The 21,762-nt window shown below is 52.3% G+C and carries 23 protein-coding genes; 14 read left to right on the forward strand and 9 right to left on the reverse strand.

Annotation, left to right across the window (positions count from 1 at the left end; genetic code table 11):
• Positions 1–33 precede the first annotated feature (33 nt).
• Complete coding sequence (locus tag ACI48K_RS00275) at positions 34–429, forward strand: iron chaperone (RefSeq protein ID WP_475025559.1); 396 nt, start codon at positions 34–36, stop codon at positions 427–429.
• Positions 430–444: 15 nt separating this feature from the next.
• Here the strand turns inward: ACI48K_RS00275 and ACI48K_RS00280 are convergent, their stop codons facing one another.
• Both ACI48K_RS00280 and ACI48K_RS00285 read right to left on the reverse strand, forming a co-directional pair.
• The gene (locus ACI48K_RS00280; protein ID WP_475025560.1) at positions 445–1,365 is read right to left on the reverse strand and encodes a GNAT family N-acetyltransferase; all 921 of its coding nucleotides are present in this window, start codon (positions 1,363–1,365) and stop codon (positions 445–447) included.
• Between the two features lie 149 nt (positions 1,366–1,514).
• Positions 1,515–2,399, reverse strand: a complete 885-nt coding sequence (locus tag ACI48K_RS00285) for a LysR family transcriptional regulator (RefSeq protein WP_475026023.1) — start codon at positions 2,397–2,399, stop codon at positions 1,515–1,517.
• Positions 2,400–2,580: 181 nt separating this feature from the next.
• Here ACI48K_RS00285 and zwf point away from each other — a divergent pair, with 181 nt between their 5' ends.
• The 6 genes from zwf to ACI48K_RS00315 all read left to right on the forward strand — a co-directional run bounded on the left by zwf (position 2,581) and on the right by ACI48K_RS00315 (position 9,632).
• Positions 2,581–4,095 (forward strand): glucose-6-phosphate dehydrogenase, encoded by a 1,515-nt coding sequence (zwf, locus tag ACI48K_RS00290; protein WP_475025561.1) that lies wholly within the window; start codon positions 2,581–2,583, stop codon positions 4,093–4,095.
• A 39-nt stretch (positions 4,096–4,134) separates the two neighbouring features.
• Positions 4,135–4,797 (forward strand): fructose-6-phosphate aldolase, encoded by a 663-nt coding sequence (gene fsa / locus ACI48K_RS00295; RefSeq protein ID WP_475025562.1) that lies wholly within the window; start codon positions 4,135–4,137, stop codon positions 4,795–4,797.
• A 68-nt stretch (positions 4,798–4,865) separates the two neighbouring features.
• Positions 4,866–6,278, forward strand: a complete 1,413-nt coding sequence (gndA, locus tag ACI48K_RS00300; RefSeq protein ID WP_475025563.1) for an NADP-dependent phosphogluconate dehydrogenase — start codon at positions 4,866–4,868, stop codon at positions 6,276–6,278.
• A gap of 153 nt (positions 6,279–6,431) precedes the next feature.
• The gene (locus ACI48K_RS00305; RefSeq protein ID WP_475025564.1) at positions 6,432–7,109 is read left to right on the forward strand and encodes a uracil-DNA glycosylase; all 678 of its coding nucleotides are present in this window, start codon (positions 6,432–6,434) and stop codon (positions 7,107–7,109) included.
• Between the two features lie 34 nt (positions 7,110–7,143).
• Positions 7,144–8,427: a helix-turn-helix domain-containing protein gene (locus ACI48K_RS00310; RefSeq protein WP_475025565.1), complete on the forward strand. Its 1,284-nt coding sequence runs from the start codon at positions 7,144–7,146 to the stop codon at positions 8,425–8,427.
• 47 nt (positions 8,428–8,474) lie between these two features.
• On the forward strand, positions 8,475–9,632 hold the full coding sequence (locus ACI48K_RS00315; protein WP_475025566.1) for a hypothetical protein: 1,158 nt from the start codon (positions 8,475–8,477) through the stop codon (positions 9,630–9,632).
• An 87-nt stretch (positions 9,633–9,719) separates the two neighbouring features.
• Here ACI48K_RS00315 and ACI48K_RS00320 read toward each other — a convergent pair whose 3' ends face one another.
• A complete protein-coding gene (locus ACI48K_RS00320; RefSeq protein WP_475025567.1) occupies positions 9,720–10,514 on the reverse strand; it encodes an SDR family NAD(P)-dependent oxidoreductase in 795 nt (264 codons plus the stop codon).
• A 153-nt stretch (positions 10,515–10,667) separates the two neighbouring features.
• Here ACI48K_RS00320 and ACI48K_RS00325 point away from each other — a divergent pair, with 153 nt between their 5' ends.
• A complete protein-coding gene (locus tag ACI48K_RS00325) occupies positions 10,668–11,216 on the forward strand; it encodes a CDP-alcohol phosphatidyltransferase family protein (RefSeq protein WP_475025568.1) in 549 nt (182 codons plus the stop codon).
• 22 nt (positions 11,217–11,238) lie between these two features.
• On the opposite strand, the gene ACI48K_RS00330 is transcribed toward ACI48K_RS00325, so the two are convergent.
• Positions 11,239–11,802: a DUF1697 domain-containing protein gene (locus ACI48K_RS00330; RefSeq protein ID WP_475025569.1), complete on the reverse strand. Its 564-nt coding sequence runs from the start codon at positions 11,800–11,802 to the stop codon at positions 11,239–11,241.
• Positions 11,803–11,974: 172 nt separating this feature from the next.
• Between ACI48K_RS00330 and ACI48K_RS00335 the strand changes: the two genes are divergently transcribed.
• The 4 genes from ACI48K_RS00335 to speD all read left to right on the forward strand — a co-directional run bounded on the left by ACI48K_RS00335 (position 11,975) and on the right by speD (position 15,115).
• On the forward strand, positions 11,975–12,658 hold the full coding sequence (locus ACI48K_RS00335) for a LysM peptidoglycan-binding domain-containing protein (RefSeq protein WP_475025570.1): 684 nt from the start codon (positions 11,975–11,977) through the stop codon (positions 12,656–12,658).
• A gap of 84 nt (positions 12,659–12,742) precedes the next feature.
• A complete protein-coding gene (locus ACI48K_RS00340) occupies positions 12,743–13,714 on the forward strand; it encodes a putative RNA methyltransferase (RefSeq protein WP_475025571.1) in 972 nt (323 codons plus the stop codon).
• Between the two features lie 152 nt (positions 13,715–13,866).
• Entirely contained in the window at positions 13,867–14,175 is a 309-nt protein-coding gene (locus ACI48K_RS00345) for a DUF2087 domain-containing protein (RefSeq protein ID WP_475025572.1), read from the forward strand.
• A gap of 109 nt (positions 14,176–14,284) precedes the next feature.
• The gene (gene speD, locus ACI48K_RS00350; RefSeq protein WP_475025573.1) at positions 14,285–15,115 is read left to right on the forward strand and encodes an adenosylmethionine decarboxylase; all 831 of its coding nucleotides are present in this window, start codon (positions 14,285–14,287) and stop codon (positions 15,113–15,115) included.
• A gap of 515 nt (positions 15,116–15,630) precedes the next feature.
• Here speD and ACI48K_RS00355 read toward each other — a convergent pair.
• The 5 genes from ACI48K_RS00355 to ACI48K_RS00375 form a co-directional block, all read right to left on the reverse strand.
• A complete protein-coding gene (locus ACI48K_RS00355) occupies positions 15,631–16,671 on the reverse strand; it encodes a metal ABC transporter substrate-binding protein (RefSeq protein WP_475025574.1) in 1,041 nt (346 codons plus the stop codon).
• Positions 16,631–17,521, reverse strand: a complete 891-nt coding sequence (locus ACI48K_RS00360) for a metal ABC transporter permease (RefSeq protein ID WP_475025575.1) — start codon at positions 17,519–17,521, stop codon at positions 16,631–16,633. The genes ACI48K_RS00355 and ACI48K_RS00360 overlap by 41 nt, the downstream gene beginning before the upstream one ends.
• Positions 17,464–18,180: a metal ABC transporter ATP-binding protein gene (locus tag ACI48K_RS00365; RefSeq protein ID WP_475025576.1), complete on the reverse strand. Its 717-nt coding sequence runs from the start codon at positions 18,178–18,180 to the stop codon at positions 17,464–17,466. The genes ACI48K_RS00360 and ACI48K_RS00365 overlap by 58 nt, the downstream gene beginning before the upstream one ends.
• Positions 18,181–18,241: 61 nt before the next feature.
• The gene (gene rpmG / locus ACI48K_RS00370) at positions 18,242–18,391 is read right to left on the reverse strand and encodes a 50S ribosomal protein L33 (RefSeq protein WP_009226082.1); all 150 of its coding nucleotides are present in this window, start codon (positions 18,389–18,391) and stop codon (positions 18,242–18,244) included.
• Between the two features lie 21 nt (positions 18,392–18,412).
• A complete protein-coding gene (locus ACI48K_RS00375) occupies positions 18,413–19,621 on the reverse strand; it encodes a GTP-binding protein (RefSeq protein ID WP_475025577.1) in 1,209 nt (402 codons plus the stop codon).
• A 221-nt stretch (positions 19,622–19,842) separates the two neighbouring features.
• Between ACI48K_RS00375 and ACI48K_RS00380 the strand changes: the two genes are divergently transcribed.
• Together ACI48K_RS00380 and ACI48K_RS00385 are read left to right on the forward strand one after the other, a co-directional pair.
• Positions 19,843–20,847: a permease gene (locus ACI48K_RS00380; RefSeq protein WP_475025578.1), complete on the forward strand. Its 1,005-nt coding sequence runs from the start codon at positions 19,843–19,845 to the stop codon at positions 20,845–20,847.
• Between the two features lie 33 nt (positions 20,848–20,880).
• Positions 20,881–21,753: a TIGR03943 family putative permease subunit gene (locus tag ACI48K_RS00385; RefSeq protein WP_475025579.1), complete on the forward strand. Its 873-nt coding sequence runs from the start codon at positions 20,881–20,883 to the stop codon at positions 21,751–21,753.
• Positions 21,754–21,762: the final 9 nt, after the last annotated feature.

Here is a 21,762-nt window from a genome sequence, read left to right on the forward strand (position 1 = left end):
AAAAATTCGAACATACGCGCAAAGGAGCCCCCCATGGAAAAAGACATTAAACCCGCCTATTCCACCATCGACGAATACATCGCCCAATTCCCCAAAGATATCCGGGAAAAGCTGCAAACGTTGAGGAAAGTGATCCGTGAGGAAGCACCGGAAGCCGGCGAAAAAATCAGCTACCAAATGCCGACCTTTGAACTGCACGGCAACCTTGTACATTTTGCCGCGTTCAAACGCCATATCGGGTTTTACCCGACCCCAAGCGGAATCGCGGAGTTTGAGCAGGAGTTATCAGTGTATAAGGGTGCCAAGGGATCGGTCCAGTTCCCGCTCGACCAGCCGCTCCCGTTCGATTTGATCCGCCGGATCGTCAAGTTTAGGGTTGCGAAGAACACGGAAAATGCGGCTGGCAAAGCGAAAAAGAAACCGAAATGACCTGGCGGACTTCCGTCAGGTCATTTCTATGCAATACCGGATTTCTTCTTTTTCCGGAACAAAACCGATCGATTCATACAGCGTCATTGCCGAATGATTGTCCGCCAGCACCATCAGACAGGCTTTCTTCAGCTCATACCTTTTAAGATAATACAGGGCTTGAGCAAGCAGAAACTTTGCGAGTCCCCGCTTCCGCCACGGTTCACGGACATAAACGTCCTCTATTACTCCTTCGTCGTCTTCCTTCCAGACCATCAAGCCGCCGGCAACAGTTCTCTGTTCGCGCACTACCATCGACGTCCACAGTTCGTTTCTTTGATATTCGGCCAATCGTTCGAAACCCAGCGGCGTATTCGGCCAAATTTCGGCCTCCACCTGAAGATAGGCCTCTTGTTCCGATGCCGTTTCCATTTTCCAGCAAGAAAATTGAAGTTTATCGTCATCAAGCTTCAGTACGGGAATGGGATCATCAAGATCCCGCCGCAACCGATACAGCTGATTGAGCACGCGATACCCCTTGCCGATAAAAAATTCGGAGTTCACCTTTTCCGACGAATCGTTCCCCACACAGAGGAAAGTTCCGTATTCCGGAGACAGCGTTAGTTTTAACTCGGTCGCCCTTGCGTACAAATGCGAGTATATTTGCTCCAGCAGAGCGCGATCCGCTTCTCTTTCGGGAACCGTTTTCAAATTCAAGTAAATCGCATGCTTGCTTTCCGGCGAACGGCCGGGCGGAACGACGTTGACGATGCTAACCTGTCCCTTTGCCACCATTTTCCCCCGCTCGAAAGCGCAAAACACATTGTTCCAGTTTTCCTGTTCTCCAACCCACCAAAACACCGCTTGTGCTCTGGAAGTCACCGATTCGTACAGTTCCCCGAGCAGCGGCATATCCTCCTCTTGAAAGCAGCGGACCCTGATCTGTGGCGATTGCATCAACTTCAGCCTCCTCCGGCCGTCATTCTTCCATGAGTTTACCATACGGGGAGGTGCCAGACACTGTAAAAAACAAATATAACCAAACGGGCCCTCAAACAATTAAAGAACGCCGGAGAACTTATCTCACGGGCGTTCTTTCCGCCCCTTTACCGGGCGCGGAAACCTTCGATGAATTTTTGCGCCGCGCTGCTCAGCGGCACATTTTTCATATTCATGATGCCGACTTGGGAAGGCGGCAGCTTCACGTCAAGCTGAATCTCAAACAAAGAACCGCTTTCGAGCTCCTTGGATACGAATTCCCTGGCCACATAAGAAATTCCCAGCCCTTTTCGGGCAAGCTCGATGAGCAAATCCACGCTTCCGACCTCGATCTCAGGCTTCAATTCATGGCCGAATTCCTTGAACAGCTCCGTAATCGCCATTCGGGCCCGGCTGTTGCGCGAGAACAAAATAAGCGGAAATTCCAGCAGCTTTTCCAGTGAGATCACCTTGTCCCTGAGCTCGGCATAATACCGGCAGCCCGCCACAAAGCAATCCTGCAGCAGAATGCCTTCACGCACTTCGATCTGCTGATCCACAATCGGCATTCGCGCCACGCCAAGATCGATTTTTCCTTCTCTAAGATAATTCATAATCTCCGGCGTCGTCCCATGAAGCAGTTGGATTCCCACATCCGGATACTCCGCATGGAAGCTTTCCAAATACGGCAGCAAATAATGTTTAAACAGCGAATCGCTTCCGCCGATCCGCAGCACGCCGCTGTCCAAATTTTTGAGTTCGGCCATTTTTTTCTCGGCCAGCGTGATCAAAATTTGGGACTGCTCAATGTAAGAAAATAAAATGGCTCCCTCTTGAGTAAGGGAAACTCCCTTGGAGTTCCGGAAAAACAAGGACAAGCCAAAGCTCTCTTCCAGCTGCTTGATAGCATGGCTGACGCTGGGCTGGGTCAAAAACAGAGTATTGGCGGCCTGCGTCAGGCTTCCGGTTTTCGCGGCCCAGTAAAACACTTTGTACAATTCATAATTGTTCATAGACACGGTCTATAGCTCCTGTCAATAATATTTATTACATGTATGAAGCTGATTTGTATTATATTGGAGTCACGAAAAAGTTACCATAGCTTACCGATTGGAGATCAGGCAACTTCCGTCTGAATAAACAATATACCTCCATGAAGATAAAAAGAAAAGCTATGCTAGGAGGAGAGACAAAATGGAAGCCACCACCTTTGTATTGTTTGGGGCAACTGGAGACTTGGCGAAACGCAAAATATACCCTGCCCTGTTTAATTTGTTCGTAGACGGAAAACTTCCGGATGCCTTTTCCGTGATTGGTCTCGGCCGGAGAGAATGGTCCGATGATATCTTCCGGGCCAACATCGAGCAATCTCTGAGCAGCTTTTCGAGACGAAAAGTAAAAGCTCCGGAAACGCTGAGCCGTTTCCTCGGCATGTTCCGCTACCATGTGCTTAACGTTGATCATAAGCAGGATTATGCAGACTTGCTGCAGATTATCGAGCAGCGGGAGCAGAACCTGAAGCTCGCTCCGAACCGGATCTTTTATCTGTCCGTAGGTCCGGAACTGTTCGAAACGATTGCCACCAACATCGAAGAAAGCGGGCTCGGTACGACCGATGGCTGGAAACGCCTCGTCATTGAGAAACCGTTTGGCCGCGATTTGCAATCTGCCCGTGATTTAAACGCGCTGCTGAACAAATCCTTCACCGAAGAAGAAATCTTCCGGATCGACCACTATCTCGGCAAACCGATGGTGCAAAAGCTGGAAGTTCTTCAGCAAAACAATCCGGTGCTTCAAGCATCCTGGAACAACCGTTACATTTCCAACGTACAGATTACCGCAAGCGAAATCGTCGGCGTGGAGGAAAGAGCCGGTTATTACGACCACTCCGGCGCTTTGAGAGATATGTTCCAGAACCATATGCTGCAGCTGCTTATGATGCTTACCAGCCACCTGCCGCAGGGGGACAGCCCCGATCAAGTGCTTCACCGCAAAAAGCTGGTCATGCAGGCTCTTGAGCCGCTCCTGAAAGAAAGCGTGGGCGCAAGCGTCGTCCGCGGCCAATACCGGGAAGGCAGCATTCTAGGAAAACCCGTTGCCGGCTACACTTCCGAAGCGGGCATTGCCGAAGGTTCGAGAAACGACACGTTCATCGCGGCGAAGCTCGAGATCGACAACGCCTTTTGGCGGGGAATCCCCTTCTACATCCGTACCGGTAAAAGAATGAAAGAGAAATCGACGCGTATCGTGATTGAATTTAAGGAACCGATCAAACAGACAAACGCAAACAAAGACGGAAACCCGAATCTGCTCGTGTTCGAAATCAGCCCGAACGAAGGCATTTATCTGCAGCTCAATACGGACGGCTCCGTGCAAAAACAGGACTTGACGCCAATACTCATCGGCTCGCAAAAAGGCGGAAGCGATGTGCCCGAGGCTTACGAAAATCTCATTTTCGACGCTTTGCGCGGGGACTCCTCCTTCTTTGCCCACTGGGATGAAGTCGAGCTGTCCTGGAAATGGGTACAGCCGATCCTCGATGCCTTCAAGGAAGAGCTTGTTCCGCTTCATTCTTATGAAGCCGGCTCGTATGGCCCCGAAGCGGCTCAAGAGTTGCTGGAAAAAGAAAGCTTCCGTTGGTGGCTTGACACCGAGTCCGAGAAGGAACCCGAAACCAAAGAACAACTTGCTTATCAAATTCTAGACTAAAGCAGCATCCAATTTCAAAAAAAACGGAGGTTTCTCATTATGAAGTTTTTTATCGACACGGCTAATCTGGAAGATATTAAAAAAGCGTACAAAATCGGCGTTTTGTCAGGCGTAACGACAAACCCTTCTCTCGTCGCCAAAGAAGGCGTGAAATTTGAGGACCTGATTGAGGAAATCCTCAAGGCCGTGCCTGAAGTGGAATCCGTTTCGGCCGAAGTGACGCCGGACGCCGTGACCGCCGAGGAAATGATCGCGCAGGCGAACGAACTGATCAAGATCAACAACAACGATCCGCGTATCACCATCAAGCTGCCGATGACACTGGCCGGACTTGAAGCCTGCCGCTACCTTTCCCAAAAAGGCGTGAAAACCAACGTTACTCTGATTTTCACCGTGAACCAGGCGCTGCTCGCCGCCCGCGCCGGAGCAACCTATGTATCGCCGTTCCTCGGCCGCCTGGACGACATCTCCGAAGACGGCGTGCAATTGGTTATAAAAATTGCGGAATTGTTCCGGATTCATAACCTGGGATCGCAAATCATTGCCGCCTCCGTACGGCATCCGGATCATGTGACCCGCGTGGCCTTGGCCGGCGCGCATATCGCCACGATCCCGTTCGGCGTAATCGAACAGCTCACCAAACATCCGTTGACGGATCAAGGACTTGAAAAGTTCGCCGCCGACTGGAAAAAATCGTTTTAATAAGGAAGTTCAAAAAATCATCTTCTATTATACAGAAAATACAGTCGATAGGTTGGAGGTACTTAAAGATGAAGAAACAACAAATCGGGGTTGTCGGCCTGGCCGTTATGGGCAAAAACCTCGCGCTCAATATGGAAAGCAAAGGATTTTCAGTCGCCTTGTATAACCGGTCTTCCGAGAAGACCAAGGAATTGCTCGCCGAAGCGACGGGCAAAAATTTCGTCGGGACCTATAGCATTGAAGAATTTGTGCAAGCGCTGGAAACGCCGCGTAAAATTCTGATCATGGTCAAAGCCGGGAAACCGACCGACGACACGATCAACCAGCTTGTCCCATTCCTCGATCCGGGAGATATCCTGATCGACGGCGGCAACGCGCATTTCCCGGATACGCAGCGCCGAAACAAAGAGCTGGAAGCGAAAGGCTTCCGCTTTATCGGTGCCGGCGTCTCCGGCGGCGAGGAAGGCGCGCTGAAGGGACCGGCCATTATGCCCGGCGGCCAAAAAGACGCTTACGAACTGGTCGAGCCGATTCTGACGGCCATTTCGGCCAAAGTGAACGGCGATCCGTGCTCCACGTACATCGGACCGGACGGCGCAGGACACTACGTAAAAATGGTGCATAACGGGATCGAATACGGCGACATGCAGTTGATCGGTGAAGCGTACCAACTGCTCAAGGACGTGCTGGGTCTTGACACCGACGAGCTTCATGAAATTTTCAGCGAATGGAACAACGGTGAGCTGGACAGCTATTTGATCGAAATCACCGCCGACATATTCGGCAAAAAAGATCCGGCTACCGGCAAACCGATGGTCGATGTCATTCTTGACGCCGCAGGCCAAAAAGGCACCGGGAAATGGACCAGCCAAAGCGCTCTCGACCTTGGCGTTCCGCTGTCCATCATCACGGAATCGGTATTCGCGCGCTTCATCTCCGCAATGAAGGAAGAACGCGTCGCAGCCAGCAAACGGTTAAGCGGCCCTGCGGCAATCGCCTTTGACGGCGACAAGCAGGAATTTGTCGAATCCGTCCGCAAGGCGCTTTACGCCAGCAAAATCGCTTCCTATGCCCAAGGCTTCGCGCAAATGAGACTCGCCTCCGAAGAATACGGCTGGGATTTGCAATACGGCAACATCGCGATGATTTTCCGCGGCGGCTGCATCATCCGCGCCCGCTTCCTGCAAAACATCAAGGATGCTTACGACCGTGACCCGGCGCTTAAAAATCTGCTGCTCGACGATTATTTCAAAAACGTCATCGAGAGCTATCAGGATTCTTGGAGAAAGGTTGTTGCGGCCGCCGTTACCCGGGGCATTCCGGTTCCCGCTTTCTCTTCCGCGCTGGCTTACTACGACAGCTACCGCTCGGAAAGACTGCCGGCCAACCTGCTGCAAGCTCAACGGGACTACTTCGGAGCGCATACCTTCGAACGGGTGGACCAAGAAGGAAGCTTTCACTTCCACTGGTTGGAAGCATAACAGGATCATCCTGCAGGGTGACCGTTCACATAGATGACAAAGCGCCGCGGGATATAAGCTCCCGCGGCGCTTTGTCCATTATCCCCTCCATAGCAGGAACTTCGGCCTCTTTTGTCGAACCCTTACCCTAACACACTTGAGAGGTGACAGAGTTTGAAAAGCATTTTGAAAAACGATTGGGCCCCTTTTTTGGATCCGGAGTTCGAAAAAACCTATTATCTGGAGCTGCGTAAATTCCTTGTGGATGAATATCATTCGAAAACGATTTATCCGGACATGTACGATATTTTTAACGCGTTGCACAACACTTCCTTCGCCGACACCAAAGTTGTTATTCTGGGACAGGACCCGTATCATGGGCCGGGACAAGCCCACGGGATGAGCTTCTCCGTCAAACCGGGAATTAAGCCGCCCCCTTCCCTGCAAAATATGTTCAAGGAGCTGCAGGACGATCTGGGCTGCTATATCCCGAACAACGGCTACTTGGTGCCGTGGGCGCAGCAGGGCGTGCTGCTGCTGAACACGGTGCTGACCGTGCAGGCCGATACGCCAAACTCCCACAAAGATCACGGCTGGGAGAGCTTTACGGATAAAGTAATCGAAACTTTGAACGAAAAACAGGAGCCGGTCGTATTTTTGTTATGGGGAAGCCATGCGCAGAAGAAAGCCGCGCTGATCACGAACCCAAACCACTTCCTGATCAAAACGCCTCATCCGAGCCCGCTCTCCGCTCACCGCGGCTTTTTGGGAAGCAAACCCTTCTCCCGGACCAACCGCTTTTTATCATCGAAGGAGCTGCCGGAAATCGATTGGCAAATTCCGAACATTTAGCTTATTGCAAGATTTCTCCGAAAAAGGTGATCGATTGGAAGCTAAAACCAAAACATTGGCCAAGGCCATTGAGCAAATCGAAACCAACCTCTACGAAGAGCTGAACATAGGCTGGATCGCCAGACTGAGCTTTATCTCGCCCATGCAGCTGTACCGCGACTTTTACAGCATCACCGGCCATTCGGTCAAGGAATATGTCCGTAAGCGGCGCCTGTCCCAGGCGCTGGCTTTGGTCAAGCATTCGAGCCGCAGTCTGGCGGATATCGCTACCGCGTGCGGCTACGGCTCTCAACAGGCCTTTAGCAAAATCGTCAAAGCCGCCATCGGACTAACTCCCCTTGAATATAAAAACGGTGAAAGCCATTTCTATTTCCCTCCTTATAATCACGAGACCCACAGACAAGTCACCGTAACTACAGAGAATATTCCGGAGACTTTGCGCATCCATTACTATCATGAGAGCCTCGCCAATCTGGAAGACCATGCACTGAACGCTTTTTTCTCCCTGCTTCCCGGCTTTAAAGGTCGCATATTCGGAAGAAACGGCGATCAGGCCGGCAGACGTTATTGCTATGAGCTGTATCTTACGGACGTGCAGCCTGACCTCTTTGGGGAAAGCGAGTTTAGCAATCCGGAAATGGTTCCTGCCTTTCAAGAGACCTTTGCGGCGACATTAACGGCGAATCAAGCGGTAGAAATCATGCGTTCCTGGGACTACCTCTATACCGATTGGCTGACCGCCAGCATGTTCGAGCAAGCGGAGCAGGCGTTCTTCGAGGAATATGTGCACCGGCACGGAGTCGTATCCAAAGTCAGGCTGTATTTGCCGATCCGAAAAAAAAGCGGATACGCTAAAATCACGATGGAGGAGCTAAGCGAGTATGTTTTTCTCACGGCGGAAGGAACGGGTCCGCTCGCCGAGGAAAAGGCATCCGAGGAAGTCATCGGCTTTTTGAAGAGGGGGCATCCCCATCTGCTGCGGAGCGCCAATGAGTTTCTCGTTGTGCGCCAAAGCCATTCCGTCCTTTGCGGGATCAGGGTTCCGGGATATTTCTCTATTTCCGAACCTTCGGGACTTAGGCTTCTGAAGCTTGGTGGAACAAGCGGCGCCGTGCTTTACGGAAGCGGCACCGGCGATTTTGCCATGTACGAGAACATATTAACGGGTTGGATGACGGACCACGGAGTTTTAGGAGACGGAACGCCGGCTTTCGGCATATATCAGGCGGACGGCAGCTCCGAAGAAACGACGCTGAAATTATGCCGGATGCTGAAAAATGGTAAAAACGGACAATACCCTTGGCCTATTTTTCAATAGAATGAGTTCATCGAACCATAAATCGCTAAATATGGAGGGAAAACTGTATGAACACGGCCAAAAAGCAAGGCGGAAACCCGGAAAGCTATAGTCCTAAAAAGAACCCGATCATTATGCGCATGGCGGAGGAAGCCGCCAAAATCCTTCCCAAAGAAGTTTTCGTCGAACAAATCAACGATTTTTGCGCCATTGTGGACAAAGCCGAAACCCGAATCGTCGGCATCGGATTGCAGATCACTTACGAAAGCCGCGGATATGGCTTTGGCGGGTATGAATTTGCCAGCAGCAACCTGAACGATTACTGGTTTGCCAAAAAAATCATTTCCGAAGGAGATGCCGCCTTGCTCGCCCAGGTATTGGGCATGGAGCCGCATCAGGCGGAAATCGTCAGCGCCCGGTATGATATCGGCGGCGACGGCAATTACAAGGTTATCGTCGGACTGGAAGTGGACAGCTTTGAAAACCTGCCGCAGCATCTTCCCGAAAACGCCGTCACTCTGACGGTTCCCGCCTGCCGTTACGCGAAGCTGCTCGTCAACGAAAACGGCAAAGAAGGCCGGATTGGTTACGGCGAGCGGATGGAGGCGGATGTCTATTTTGTGGAAGGCTTCCGTAATGACACGAGTTATGTCTACAATGATGCAGGTTATCCGCTGAGCGTCTACGATGAAGCTGCGGACATGTGCGTCAAATACGAACCCGTCAAGGTTCCGGAAAACGAAGCGGAGCGTTACGATTCGCTGAGATTCAAGCCGGTGACTTTGCCCGAAATGTATATCGCTTGCGCCGTTACGCCGCCGGATTCCGAAGAATTCGTGATTACCAAATATTTCGAAATCGAAAGACAAATTTTCGCCGTCAAATCGGCTCAATATTATCTTCACGATTACTATGGATTTCCAATTGATGCGGACGTCGAAGGAAAGTACAGCAGCTGTTTCGGAACCCGGGTGAGCGATTTCGATAACCTGCCCGACTGCGTGGAGCGCATGACTTTGCCGGGAGGACTTTATCTGCATATCACGCAGATAGAATTCAACGGGGATAACCCGTGCATTCCCTACGACGTTGCATTCAACCATCTGGATGAGCTGTATCTTTCCTCGCATTCCGAGTACGAATGCGATTGGAGCCGTAAGGTTATCGCCCGGTTCCGCCAGGCCAACTGCGCGTCGGTATTTGTGCCGATATCCGTTAAGGAGTAAGTTCATCGTTGATAAAATAAAAAAGCGGACCTGCCGGCGGTTTCATCCCCGCTGCAAGGTCCGCCTTTCTTTTTCAGAGACGGGTTCCTAAAACACACTGCGCACCAATCCGCCGTCGATGCGGAGCGCCGAACCGTTGATCGCGGACGAATGCGGGCTGCTTAAGAAAGCTGCTAAATTCGCGATTTCCTCCGGACGGATCAGCCGCTGAATAATCGAGGTCGGACGGTTTTCGGCCATAAATTTCTTCTCGGCCTCTTCGATCGTAAGCTTTTCGTTCGGGTAGAGCGTATTCAGCATCGTCTCCACCCCTTCCGTCAGCGTTGAACCGGGCATCACCGTATTGACGGTTACGCCGGTCCCTTTGGTCAACTCGGCCAGGCTGCGGGACAACGAAAGCTGCATCGTTTTGGTCGCGCTGTAGTGGGCCATCTCCATCGACGGCATGATCGCCGCTTCGCTCGCAATAAAGATGACGCGGCCCGTTCCTCTCTCGATCATTTTCTTCAGATACCGGCGCGTCAGCCGCACACCGCTCATGATGTTCACTTCGAAAAATTTGAACCATTCTTCATCCGGAATTTCAAAATATTCGGCCGGTTCGAAAATGCCCAGGTTGTTGATCAATATATCCACTTCGGGATGCTCGTCCATCATCTTTTGGCAGCCTTCCGACGTGCCCAGATCCGCCGCGGCAGCCAGCAGTGCCGCCTCCGGGATTTCCACGCGGATTTCCTCCATCGCTTGGAGAACCTTTTCTTGAGTTCGTCCGTTAACTATAACCGTGGCGCCTTCCGCCGCGAGCGCGGCGGCAATCGCTTTGCCGATCCCCGCCGTGGACCCGGTCACGAGCGCCATTTTCCCCTCCAAATGCAAATTCACAAAAATCCCTCCTGATATCTTGATAATTATGTTATTATGCTCCTGTCACGCCATAATGAACAGTAAGCACTTTGAAGTAATATAGGCACTTTCAAGTGCCTGAAAGCCGAAGGGCCCCATGAGTCTTTGCCAATCGATAAGGAGGAAGCGGGTATGAAAAACAGCGCCAATTTGATCACGCTTGCCAGAATTCCATTAGCGCTGCTGATGATTTATTTTATGAAGTATCCGCCCGTTTTTGTTGTCATTTACGCGTTATGCGGGTTAAGCGACGCCCTGGACGGAGTGGTCGCGCGCAAGACAGGCACGGAAAGCGCCGTCGGTGCAAGACTGGACTCCGCCGCGGATGTAATGATGTTCGGCGCCATTGCCGTCGTATTGTTCGTCTGGACCGGCGACGGATTCAACAAGGTTGGGCCTTACCTGCTCATCGCCATCCTCATTCGTCTGGCCAACTTCCTGATCGCCGCCTGCAAATACCGTTCGTTCGCCAGCATTCATACCTGGGGAAACAAAATAACGGGACTGCTCGTATTCTTAAGCCCTTTGTTTATTTTGGCAATACAAAACGCCGCCGTTGTTCTGATTCTGGTCTGTATCGTTTCCTGCCTGACGGCCCTGGAAGAAACATTGATTCACTGCACTTCGAGCAGCCTTGATTTGAACCGGCGAAGCCTGTTCGCCCCAACAAGCCGTGACTGATGAAACAATCGCTTCGTCATTTTTATTCCCGCATTTCGTCCGCCAGCGAAACCAGCTTGTTCACCGTATTCCAGTTGCGCACGGTAGCAGGGACGCCGAGCTTGGGCAGATTGTTCCCCAGCTTGGAATTGCGAATGCTGTCCGAGAACAGCAGATACACATCGCGCCCGACGATCCGAAATTGGTCGGCTTCCGTAGCGTAGGCGCTGAGGCGATCCACCGCTTCCGGCAAGGGCTTGTCACGCAAGAACGCGACATGAAGACTCTCCCCTACGGCCGAAGCTTGCGCCGATGCCACCTCCTCATCCGTAAACGGACAAAGCCGGGCAGCCGAATGCAGCTCCTTGCCCTCCCTTAACACCACCGGTATGTCCAAACCAAAATCCGTCCGGATAGCCGCTTCCATAGTTTCGCGCAGGGAAATCTCCTCTTCCTCCGACTCAAACAAAACATTGCCGCTTTGAATGTAAGTCTGTACCCGTTTAAAGCCTTTTTCCGTCAATGTCCGCCTTAACTCCGCCATATTGACCTTGTTTTTGCCGCCTACATTAATGCCCCTAAGCAGCGCTGCGTAAATTCCCATCATACCGTCCCCTTCGCAGAAGTCACATATCTCTAATATATACCATATCCGTCCTTCAACCGTAATGCCGATGACGGTGGGATCAGGAATTACCCCAAGTGCCACAGTAACAGAAGCCCATTTTTTGCATAGTGTATAAATAAAGAAACCTGTTGCACGAAAGGGGAATACTCCATTGTTCAATTATTACTATCGTCAGTGTCCTGCGGAACATTTCGCATATACGATTCAAACGGGAGATACGCTGTATCAAATCGCCTATCGGCTGGAAACCACCGTTTCACGAATTCTCGCGGCCAATCCCGGCACCGATCCGAACAATTTGCTCGTGGGTCAAACGCTGTGCATTCCCGCATGTCCGCCCAATCATTTTTCCAAAATCATCGAACCCGGCGATACGCTGTACCATATCGCGCAAACGAACGGCGTAACCGTGGCAAGCATTATGGAAGCGAACCCCGGGGTCGATCCGAACTCGCTTCGCGTAGGACAGCGGATCTGCATCCCGCAATCCCAACCCGGCGGAGGAGCCGCGGATGCAGCCGGACTGCGCGAAACGATAACCGCCATGCAAAGCGACATCAACATGCTTAAGGCGGAAAGCAGCGTACAGCAAACCGATGAATCCAATTACGGCACCTCGACGCAAACGACGCGCGTGGTCAGCGTAACCAACCAGGAAATTCGCTTCGAAGCCGCGCCCGCAACCTTTTCGGGAAATTTCCGGGGCCATTATTCGGGCGGGAGAAGTTATCCGTACGTGATCGATGCCTCCATGGGCGGCCGGCGCACCATCACGGTCAAGGACAATTTTGGCGTATGGCATTCGTTTAATTATCGGGAAGAAATCGCGCAATGACGGCGCAGCGGTTATAATAGGCAGAGGGCTGAGAGTTCGGCTCTCTGTTTTTATTTTCGAATGAGATAAACCGAGGTGCTTTTGATGTCAACTAACGCCAATAACTCCGCAGCAGCGAATTTGTTCGCGGAATATGACCATATTTTTATCTGCCCGATCTGCTCAAGTCCAATAAAGGCCGACTCCTCGCGAAGCCTGATTTGCGAAAACCGTCACTGCTTCGATTTGGCCAAGCAGGGTTATGTGAACCTGCTGCCGCATCCGCCGAAGCCGACCAAGTACGATAAGCGTCTGTTCGAGTCGCGCAAAAAGATGCATGAGGGCGGTTTTTTTGACCCGTTGATCTCGGCGCTCTCCGAAATTGTCTCTAGTCAGCTGGCCTCATTCTCTTCCGAGGAAACCATCCGTATTCTTGACGCGGGTTGCGGCGAAGGCTCCCATCTGACCGCCCTTCTGCAAAAAGTTGGCCCAGCAGCCCCATGCGCGCTACTGGGCATCGGTCTTGATATTTCCAAGGAAGGCGTCCTAATCGCCGCCAAAGAAGCCGCTGCAGCCGCTAGAGTGCGGGAAGCCGCAAACGAACCCTCAGCCGCAGCCAATACCCTCTGGTGTGTAGCCGATTTGGCCAAATGCCCTGTCGCGGGCAGACAGGCCCATTTCATTCTCAACATTCTGTCGCCCTCGAATTACACCGAGTTCAAGCGTCTGCTCCCTGACGGCGGATTCGTTGTAAAAGTCGTCCCAGAAAGGGAGTATCTTCATCCATTAAGGGAAATGTTTTACGACCGGACGGATAAAGAGATATACTCAAATACCCGTAGTACTGAGCTGTTTTCCCAGCATTTCAAGCTGGTTTCCTCCAAGCGGGTGCAGTATTCCATCACCTTGAAGCAACCGGACATCGAGCACCTGGTGCACATGACCCCGCTGCTGTGGGGAATTCCGGAGGAACGCCTTGACGAGCTTTTGAGCCTGCCGGAACTCACGGTTAAATTCGATTATCTGGTTTTGGTCGGGGAAAAAGGCTCCGGCGAGCATGACGGAATAACAGTCTGAATATAGTGAAGAGGCGCCGGTTTGGCGCCTCTTTTCATTTATGCAATACGCATGGTGAATTGACAGCCAAAGCATATTAGATTATTATCTAATTAAATTAACATCAAATTAGATTTACGGCTAAAATCCTGCTGTGAGGTGGTATTTGTACGATGGAAGATCAACAAGTAAAAATAAAGGAACGCGTAGTGCGGAATTTTTTCACCCAGGATGGGAGGCTCAGGTATTGGCCGGTTCAGCTCAAGAAAAAGCTGATCGTGCTGGAACATCTCGTCTCCATGCTTGACCCGGAGCGAACGTATACCGAAATGGAGATCAATGCCTTTGTACGGCGTTATGACGAGGATTACGCCACGCTCCGCCGCGAATTTATCATCCACGAGTTCATGAGCCGGGAAAACGAAATTTACACGGTGAATCCGCCGGAGAAATGGCACGATTGGCGCGTGCTTGGTTATTGATAACGAAGAATCGGATTTTCACGGGCCAAGGATGCAAGGAACTGCGTTTTTTTCCGGCCGGAATGGGCATAAAAATAGGGTACACCCAGACATGTCGGGAGGCTCTTCTATGAAACTGACGCCGGAACAGCGAATCCAGCTGCATGAGTTCAACAATTTGACCAAAACCCTGAGCTTTAATATGTACGATGTGTGCTACACTCGGACTAAACAGGAACGCGAAGCTTATATCGCTTATGTCGACGAGCAGTACAATTCCGACCGGCTTGCCGGCATTTTGCGCACGGTGTCCGATATCATTGGGGCCCACGTTTTGAATATCGCCAGACAGGATTACGTTCCCCAAGGGGCCAGCGTCACCATGCTCGTCTCCGAAGGTCCCGTGGTCGAGGTTCCAACCGAATCTTTCGACGAATCCCCCGGGCCGCTGCCCGAGTCCGTGGTCATGCAGCTCGACAAAAGCCACATCACCGTACACACGTACCCCGAATATGACCCGAACGAAGGCATCAGCACATTCCGGGCGGATATCGACGTCTCCACTTGCGGGGAAATTTCTCCGCTCAAAGCGCTGAATTATCTCATTCATTCTTTCGACACCGACATTATGACGATCGATTACCGCGTCCGCGGCTTCACCCGCGATATCAGCGGGCATAAGCTGTTCATCGACCATGACATCAGCTCCATCCAAAACTACATTCCGGCGCAAGTGATCAAGCGTTATCAAATGATCGACGTAAACGTGTATCAGGAGCATATTTTCCACACCAAATGCAAGCTGAAAGAGTTCGACCTGAACAACTATTTGTTCGGATATACCATGGACCAGTTGAACGACGAGGAGCAAAAAGAGATTACGGCAAGGCTGGTTACCGAGATGGATGAAATTTTTTACGGTAAAAATATCTCCGCCGGTTCCCTTGACGACAGAACATAGACGGGATCGCTGCCTTGCGGCGTAATGCTTGCCCGGTGGACTTAAAAAGTAAGAAGCTGCCCTAAGCCATATTGCTCGGCAAGGACAACTCCCATAAAGAGTGTTTTCATAACAGTGCGTTTAAAAAAGTTGTATGAAGTGCAAAATTTTCTGCTGTTTACGGTAGTCCGCGGCAGTAATGTTGTACGGGATACAACATTTCCAGTAATTTACGGCCAAATTCGTCCTTCAGGCGTAAAAATGCTGCTATTTTTACAACATTTTGGTGATATCCCCTAGTTTCCATTGAGAATGTTGCAAAAAATGCAAGATTCCCCCGCTCTTTGATGTTCTGCTCTTATGTGCTCTTATCCTGCTCTTATCCTGCTCTTATCCTGCTCTTATCCTGCTCTTTTCGTGTGCTCATCGCGCCAAACTGCGCCGAATGAGCCGCTTTCCCCTACGCGTCAGATATCATCCGAAGTGCTCCTTACACTCTGCTCGCAAGGGGGACGTCTCCACACTCATTTTCCGCCTTACTCGTTCAGCGCCGTCTTCAGCGATTCCAGGTTTTGGCGCATCAGACCCAGATAATCGAGGTGATTAGCCTCATCCTCAGCGGTAAGTCCTTCGATCGGATTCAGCACCGCCGCTTTGGCGCCGATCTCCTTGGCGATCGTGTCCGCTACCTTGGAGGAGACGAGCGTTTCGAAGAAAATCGTTTTGACTTGGTGCTCCTTCGCAAACTTCACCACTTCCGCCATTTGCTCGGCGGACGGCTCCTGTTCGGGCGACAGTCCCGCGATCGGCACTTGCGTCAGCCCGTATTGCTTGGCAAGATAGCCAAAAGCAGCATGCTGCGTGATGAAATCCTTCCGCTTCGGATTAGCGAGTTCATCGGCGAATTCCTTATCGAGCTGCTCCAGCTTGGCAACATAAGCGTCCGCATTTTGCTTGAACGCCTCAGCATGCTCCGGTGCCGCTTCCGACAGTCCCGCTTCGATGTGGCGGACCTCCTCGATCGCGAGCTTAGGGGCCAGCCATACATGAGGGTCCAGCCCGCTATGTTCCTCGCCGCTGCCTTCCGCGGCCTCCCCATCATGCTCCTCTTCTTCCTCCACGCCTTCCATCAGTTCCAGCCCTTGGCTTGCCTCAACCGTGACCAGCTTACCGCCGTCGGCGACGGCCGATTTCACCTGATCGATCCATCCTTCCATCCCGGCGCCGTTGTAGACCAGCACATCGGAATCGGCGATTTTGCGGATGTCCTGCGGCGTCGGCTCCCAATCATGAGGTTCGACGCCGGCCGGGATCAGCGTTTCCACGTCGGCCAAATCTCCGGCCACATTTTTGGTGAATTCGTACATCGGGTAAAAGCTGACCTGAATGTTCAGCTTACTGTCCTTCGCCGCGCCATCCCCCGCGCCGGCTTGATTGGCGCCGTCCGAAGCATTAGCGGGGGAATTCGCTCCCGCGTTCGACGATGCGCTGCCGCTGTTTCCATTGGCTCCGCAGCCCGCCAGAACCAGAATCAAACTAAACAATAAAACGAGAACTACTTGCCTTTTTAACCTCATTTTCTCCACTCTCCTTTGAATATGAAAAAACAGCAGATCCTTTTCTCCGGCCAAGCCGAAGCCGAGCCTTTTGAAACGTGATGCCGATGAGCAGAAACAGCAGCAAAATCAGCGCTATCGTTCCCCCCGGCGGCGTATTAACGTAATACGAAGCGGTCAAGCCGCTGAAAATCCCCGCCAGTCCAAGCAGGACGGACAGCATAACCGCTGACGCGAACCCTTTGGCCAGGCGCAGCGACAGCGAAGCGGGCAGCACCATTAACGAAGACACCAGCAGCACGCCGACGACCGGCATCGCCGCCGCCACCGTCATGCCGGTGAACACGGCAAACGAGAACGACAGCCATCTCACCGGAACACCGCCGATCTGCGCGGTTTCTTCATCGAAGGTCAGGCTGTACAGCGGTCTTTTCAAAGCCCAGAAATAGACCGCGCCGATCACCGCCACACCTCCCATGAGCCATAACTGCGTATCGCTGACGGCGACGATCGATCCGAACAGATAAGCGCTGAAGCTTTTGCTGAGATTGCTGCGAAGACTCATCAGGACAACGGCCAGCGCGAGTCCCGAGGTCATGATGATCGCAACCGGAACCTCGCTGTACGTCCGGTATGTACGCCGAAGCTGCTCGATCAGCAGCCCGCCGATCACCGCCACGATAAATCCGGACAGGGACGGGTTCCAGTGCAGCACCGAGCCGAGCGCCACCCCGGCAAGCGAAACATGCGAAAGCGTATCGGCCATCAACGCCTGGCGCCGCAGCATCAGATACACCCCCAGCACCGGCGCGATTACTCCGATAAAAGCTCCGGCCCAAAACGCACGCTGCATGAACTCGTACTCAAACATTTCCACTCCTCGCTTTCTTTTTGCTCAAGCGTGATGATGCGGTCCAGGAATTCTCCCGTCTCCTCAAGCCCGTGGGTCACCATGATCACCGTCATGCCGTGTGAAGTAACGTAATGGCGCATCAGCCGGTAAAATCCTTGTCTGCTCTCTTGGTCCATTCCCGCCGTGGGCTCATCCAAGACCAGCACTTCAGGCTGACCTGCCAGTGCTCTGGCGATGCAGATCCGTTGCTTCTGCCCTCCTGACAGTTCGCCGATTTTATGATGGCGATATTCCCACATGCCGACCTGCTTCAAACTTTTCTCGACAATCGCATCCTGTTCCGGCGTGAACCTTTTGAACAGGCCCAAGCGGGGATAACAGCCCGATTTGACCAATTCCAGCACATGACTCGGAAACCCGCTATTGAAAGAGGACACCTGCTGTGGAACGTATCCGATGCTCAGCTTCCGGCCGCTCAGCTCTTCCTCGTGAATGCTCACCGTCCCGCTCCAGGGCTTCAGCAGCCCCAGCATCAGCTTCAGCAGCGTCGTTTTGGCCGCGCCGTTAGGCCCCGTGATTCCGATGAATTCTCCGGTATGAATCTCCAGCGTAATTCCGTGCAGAACGGGAACGTCTCCGTATCCAAACACCACATTTTCCATGGAAGATAAAATCATGCAGAACCCTTCTTTTCGTTATGCGTAATGATTACGATTAATAAAGGTAACAATTCAGCCTTTATCTCGTTTCCCGGTGAATCGTATATTTGCGCAGTCTCGGAGAATATTTCCGCAGTTCCAGCCGCTCCGGATGTGTTTTCTTATTTTTGGTCGTCGTATAGTTCCGGTCTCCGCATTCCGTACATGCCAAAGTAATGACTACCCGCATTTGAACAGCCTCCTTTTCGAATTAACCCCAGTTAACCTCTTCTTCCGTAACCCACGGCAGTGGATTGTGAAAAGACGACCAGTCCGCGGCGAGCTCCTGGTCCGTCAGCAAACATTCATCCAAAAGCGCCTCGATTTCGGGGCGGTTCATATCGACCCCGATGAAGACAAGTTCATTCATGCGGTCTCCCCAGGTTTCATCCCACTTCTCCAGCACTTCAGGCTCATTTTCAAAGACATCGCTCCGCTGATCCTCCGGCATCGTCGCCAGCCAATAGCCGGCCGGTCCGAACTGGATCGACGGTCCCGCCTGGCTCAAGCTTGCCGCCAGATCCGGCTGCACCGCCACCCAGGCAAGCCCCTTCGCTCTAACCACCTCTTCCGGCCATTCCGTCATGAACCGGGCGAGCCGCTCCGGATGGAAGGGTCTCACTCGACGGTACACGAACGAGCTGATTCCGTACTCTTCCGTCTCCGGCGTATGGTTCTCTTGCTCAAGCTCCCGGATCCAACCCGCGGACATGCTCGCTTTTTCAAAATCAAACAGTCCGGTGTTCAGGATGGCCTCCGGCTCCACCTCGGCGTTTACCGCCCTGATGATTTTGGAGGTCGGCTGCAGCTTGCGCAGCACGCCCTCAAGCTGATTCAGCTCTTCCTCCTCCACCAGGTCGCATTTATTCAGAATCAGAACATCGCAGGTTTCAATCTGGTCGATCAGCAGATCCACAACATCCCGGGTGTCCTGCTCTCCCGTTGCCTGTCCCCGTTCCAGCAAGCTCTCGCCGGAAGAAAAATCATGCCAGAATCTGAAGGCGTCCACCACCGTTACCATGCAGTCAAGTCTGGCCAATGAAGTCAAATCGATGCCGGTGTCCGGATCCTCGTACGAAAAGGTTTGTGCGATCGGAACCGGCTCGCTGATCCCGGTTGATTCGATCAAGATATAGTCGAAGCGGCCTTCCGCGGCCAGCTTTTGAACTTCACGGAGCAGATCATCGCGAAGCGTGCAGCAGATGCAGCCGTTGGACAGCTCCACCAGCTTCTCTTCCGTACGCGACAGATTGGCTCCGGAGCCCACCAGCTCGGCGTCGATGTTGATTTCGCTCATGTCATTGACGATAACAGCGACCTTCATCCCTTTGCGATTGCTTAAAATGTGATTCAGCAGCGTCGTTTTGCCGGAACCGAGATATCCGCATAATACGGTGACCGGTATTTTGTTTACACTCAAGCTTTCAAGCTCCTTTCCCGCCTGTCCTTTTTCATAATCGTAATTATTACGATTAACTTTCCATACTATAAGCCCTGTTCGTTGGGTTTGTCAAACCATAATTCGGACTGCTCCTCTCGTTTTGGTTCTGAAACGCCGCCGAGCTTAATAGTAATTATTATGATTAACCAAGCCTGCCAAGCTTTTCAAGGCCCGATATTTTGTCCACTAAGGAGTAAAAAATGAACAAACCAACGATTAGCCGCCAACTTCCGATACTGGTCCCCGCCGCCTTTGCGCTTGCTTGTCTGACGGTCCTTATCCCTTCTATGATGAAAAAACTCCCCGTCGATGCCGTGCAAACATTCAAAATCAACTTTATCGGCATTTTGCTCGAAGCCCTGCCGTTTATCCTGGTCGGAGCCCTGCTCTCCTCCCTGCTGCATCTGTTCGTCTCAGACGAAATGCTGCGACGCTGGATACCGAAGAATCCCGTTCTCGGCATTTTGTTCGCTTGCGTGCTTGGCCTTGTTTTTCCGGTATGTGAATGCGGCATGATTCCTTTGATCCGCAGGCTGATCCAAAAAGGAATGCCGGTCTACATTGCGGTCGTGTTCATTCTATCGGGCCCTGTACTGAATCCGGTCGTTTTCAGCGCGACCTACCTGGCTTTCCGCCTGTATCCGCAGATGCTTTACGCCCGGATGGGACTGGCCTTCGCGGTGTCGGCGGCCATAGGCGCGATCATCTACGTTACCTGGAAGGATCAGCCGCTCAAGCTGACTTTCTCCGGCGCGGGGATGCGGCGGCATCAAGAGGAGCACGAGGGCGGTAAAATCGCCGCCGTGTTCGTTCACGCCGCGGACGAAGTGTTCGAAATGGGGAAATACCTGATCGTCGGCTGCATTTTAACCGCGGGCATTCAGACGTTTGTGGCTAAAGAAAATCTCGCCGCCATCGGCAGCGGTACCTTTAGCTCGTACGTCTTTATGATGGGCTTCGCTTATGTGCTGTCGCTCTGCTCCACATCGGACGCCTTCGTGGCCTCGACGTTTTTGCATACCTTTTCGGCCGGCTCGCTGCTTGCTTTTCTCGTCTTCGGGCCGATGCTCGATTTCAAGAACACCTTGATGCTGCTGTCCGTGTTTAAAACCAAATTCGTTGTTTATTTGGCGTTTCTGATCTGCACCATCGTGTTTATCGGCGCCGTGGCGGCCGACAAGCTGTTTTTGCCGGGCATAAGCTAAATATTCATTTCGTCAGGAGGTGACTTTCTTAGAATGAACCATCCCCGCGTCATCCGCGCGCATTATTTTGTCAGATCGGTCGTTCTGTTCGGCTTTTCCGTTTACATCGAGCATTTGTCTCGTTCCGGAGCGTTGTCCTACTATACGGCTCCCCGGATGGCTCCCTACATTCACTATAGCTCGATTCCCCTGGCTATCATGGCGCTTTGCCTAGCCTATCAGGCCTTGCTCCGCAAAGGGCAGACGCTGTGCGACTGCGAACGTCCTCTCTCCGTTTCCATGTGGAAAAACGCCGTCGTTTACGGGCTGTTCCTGTTTCCGCTGTCGCTGGGCATTCTGCTCCCCGATCAGGCCCTGGGCAGCGCGGCGGCCGCGCAAAAGGGCATGAACTTATCCTCGCCCCTGCTCACCTCCGAGCAGCTGAATCAAGTCTTCAAGGCCCCGGACAAGTATAATACCGAATTCGCGGAGCTGGCCAAACGGCTTTATCCTGAGGAGGTCATCGATGTGAAGCCGGAGATTTTTTCGGAAACGATCGGGGCGATGGAGCTGTTCAAAAGGCAATTTCAGGGGAAAGCCGTTAAATTAAGCGGCTTTGTCTATCATGATCCCGCAATGGCGCTGAAGGATAATGAGTTTGTGCTGGGAAGGTTTCTCGTTTTGTGCTGTACGGCGGATGCCGCTCCTTTTGGCGTGGTTATTACCTCCGGGGAGCCGCTTTCCGAAATTCGTGAGGATGCCTGGATCGAGGTGGAAGGGACGCTTAAGACGCAAACGTTAAAAGGACAAGAAATTATCACGGTCGCCGCGCGGCAAATCCGGAAAATTCCTCGTCCTGTTACGCCTTACGTATATCCGAGTGAAGATTCGGTGCGATTTTTCGACGAACACCAATTGGGCGGTTAGGTTAGGTTA

The sequence above is a fragment of the Paenibacillus terrisolis genome, from assembly GCF_056171975.1.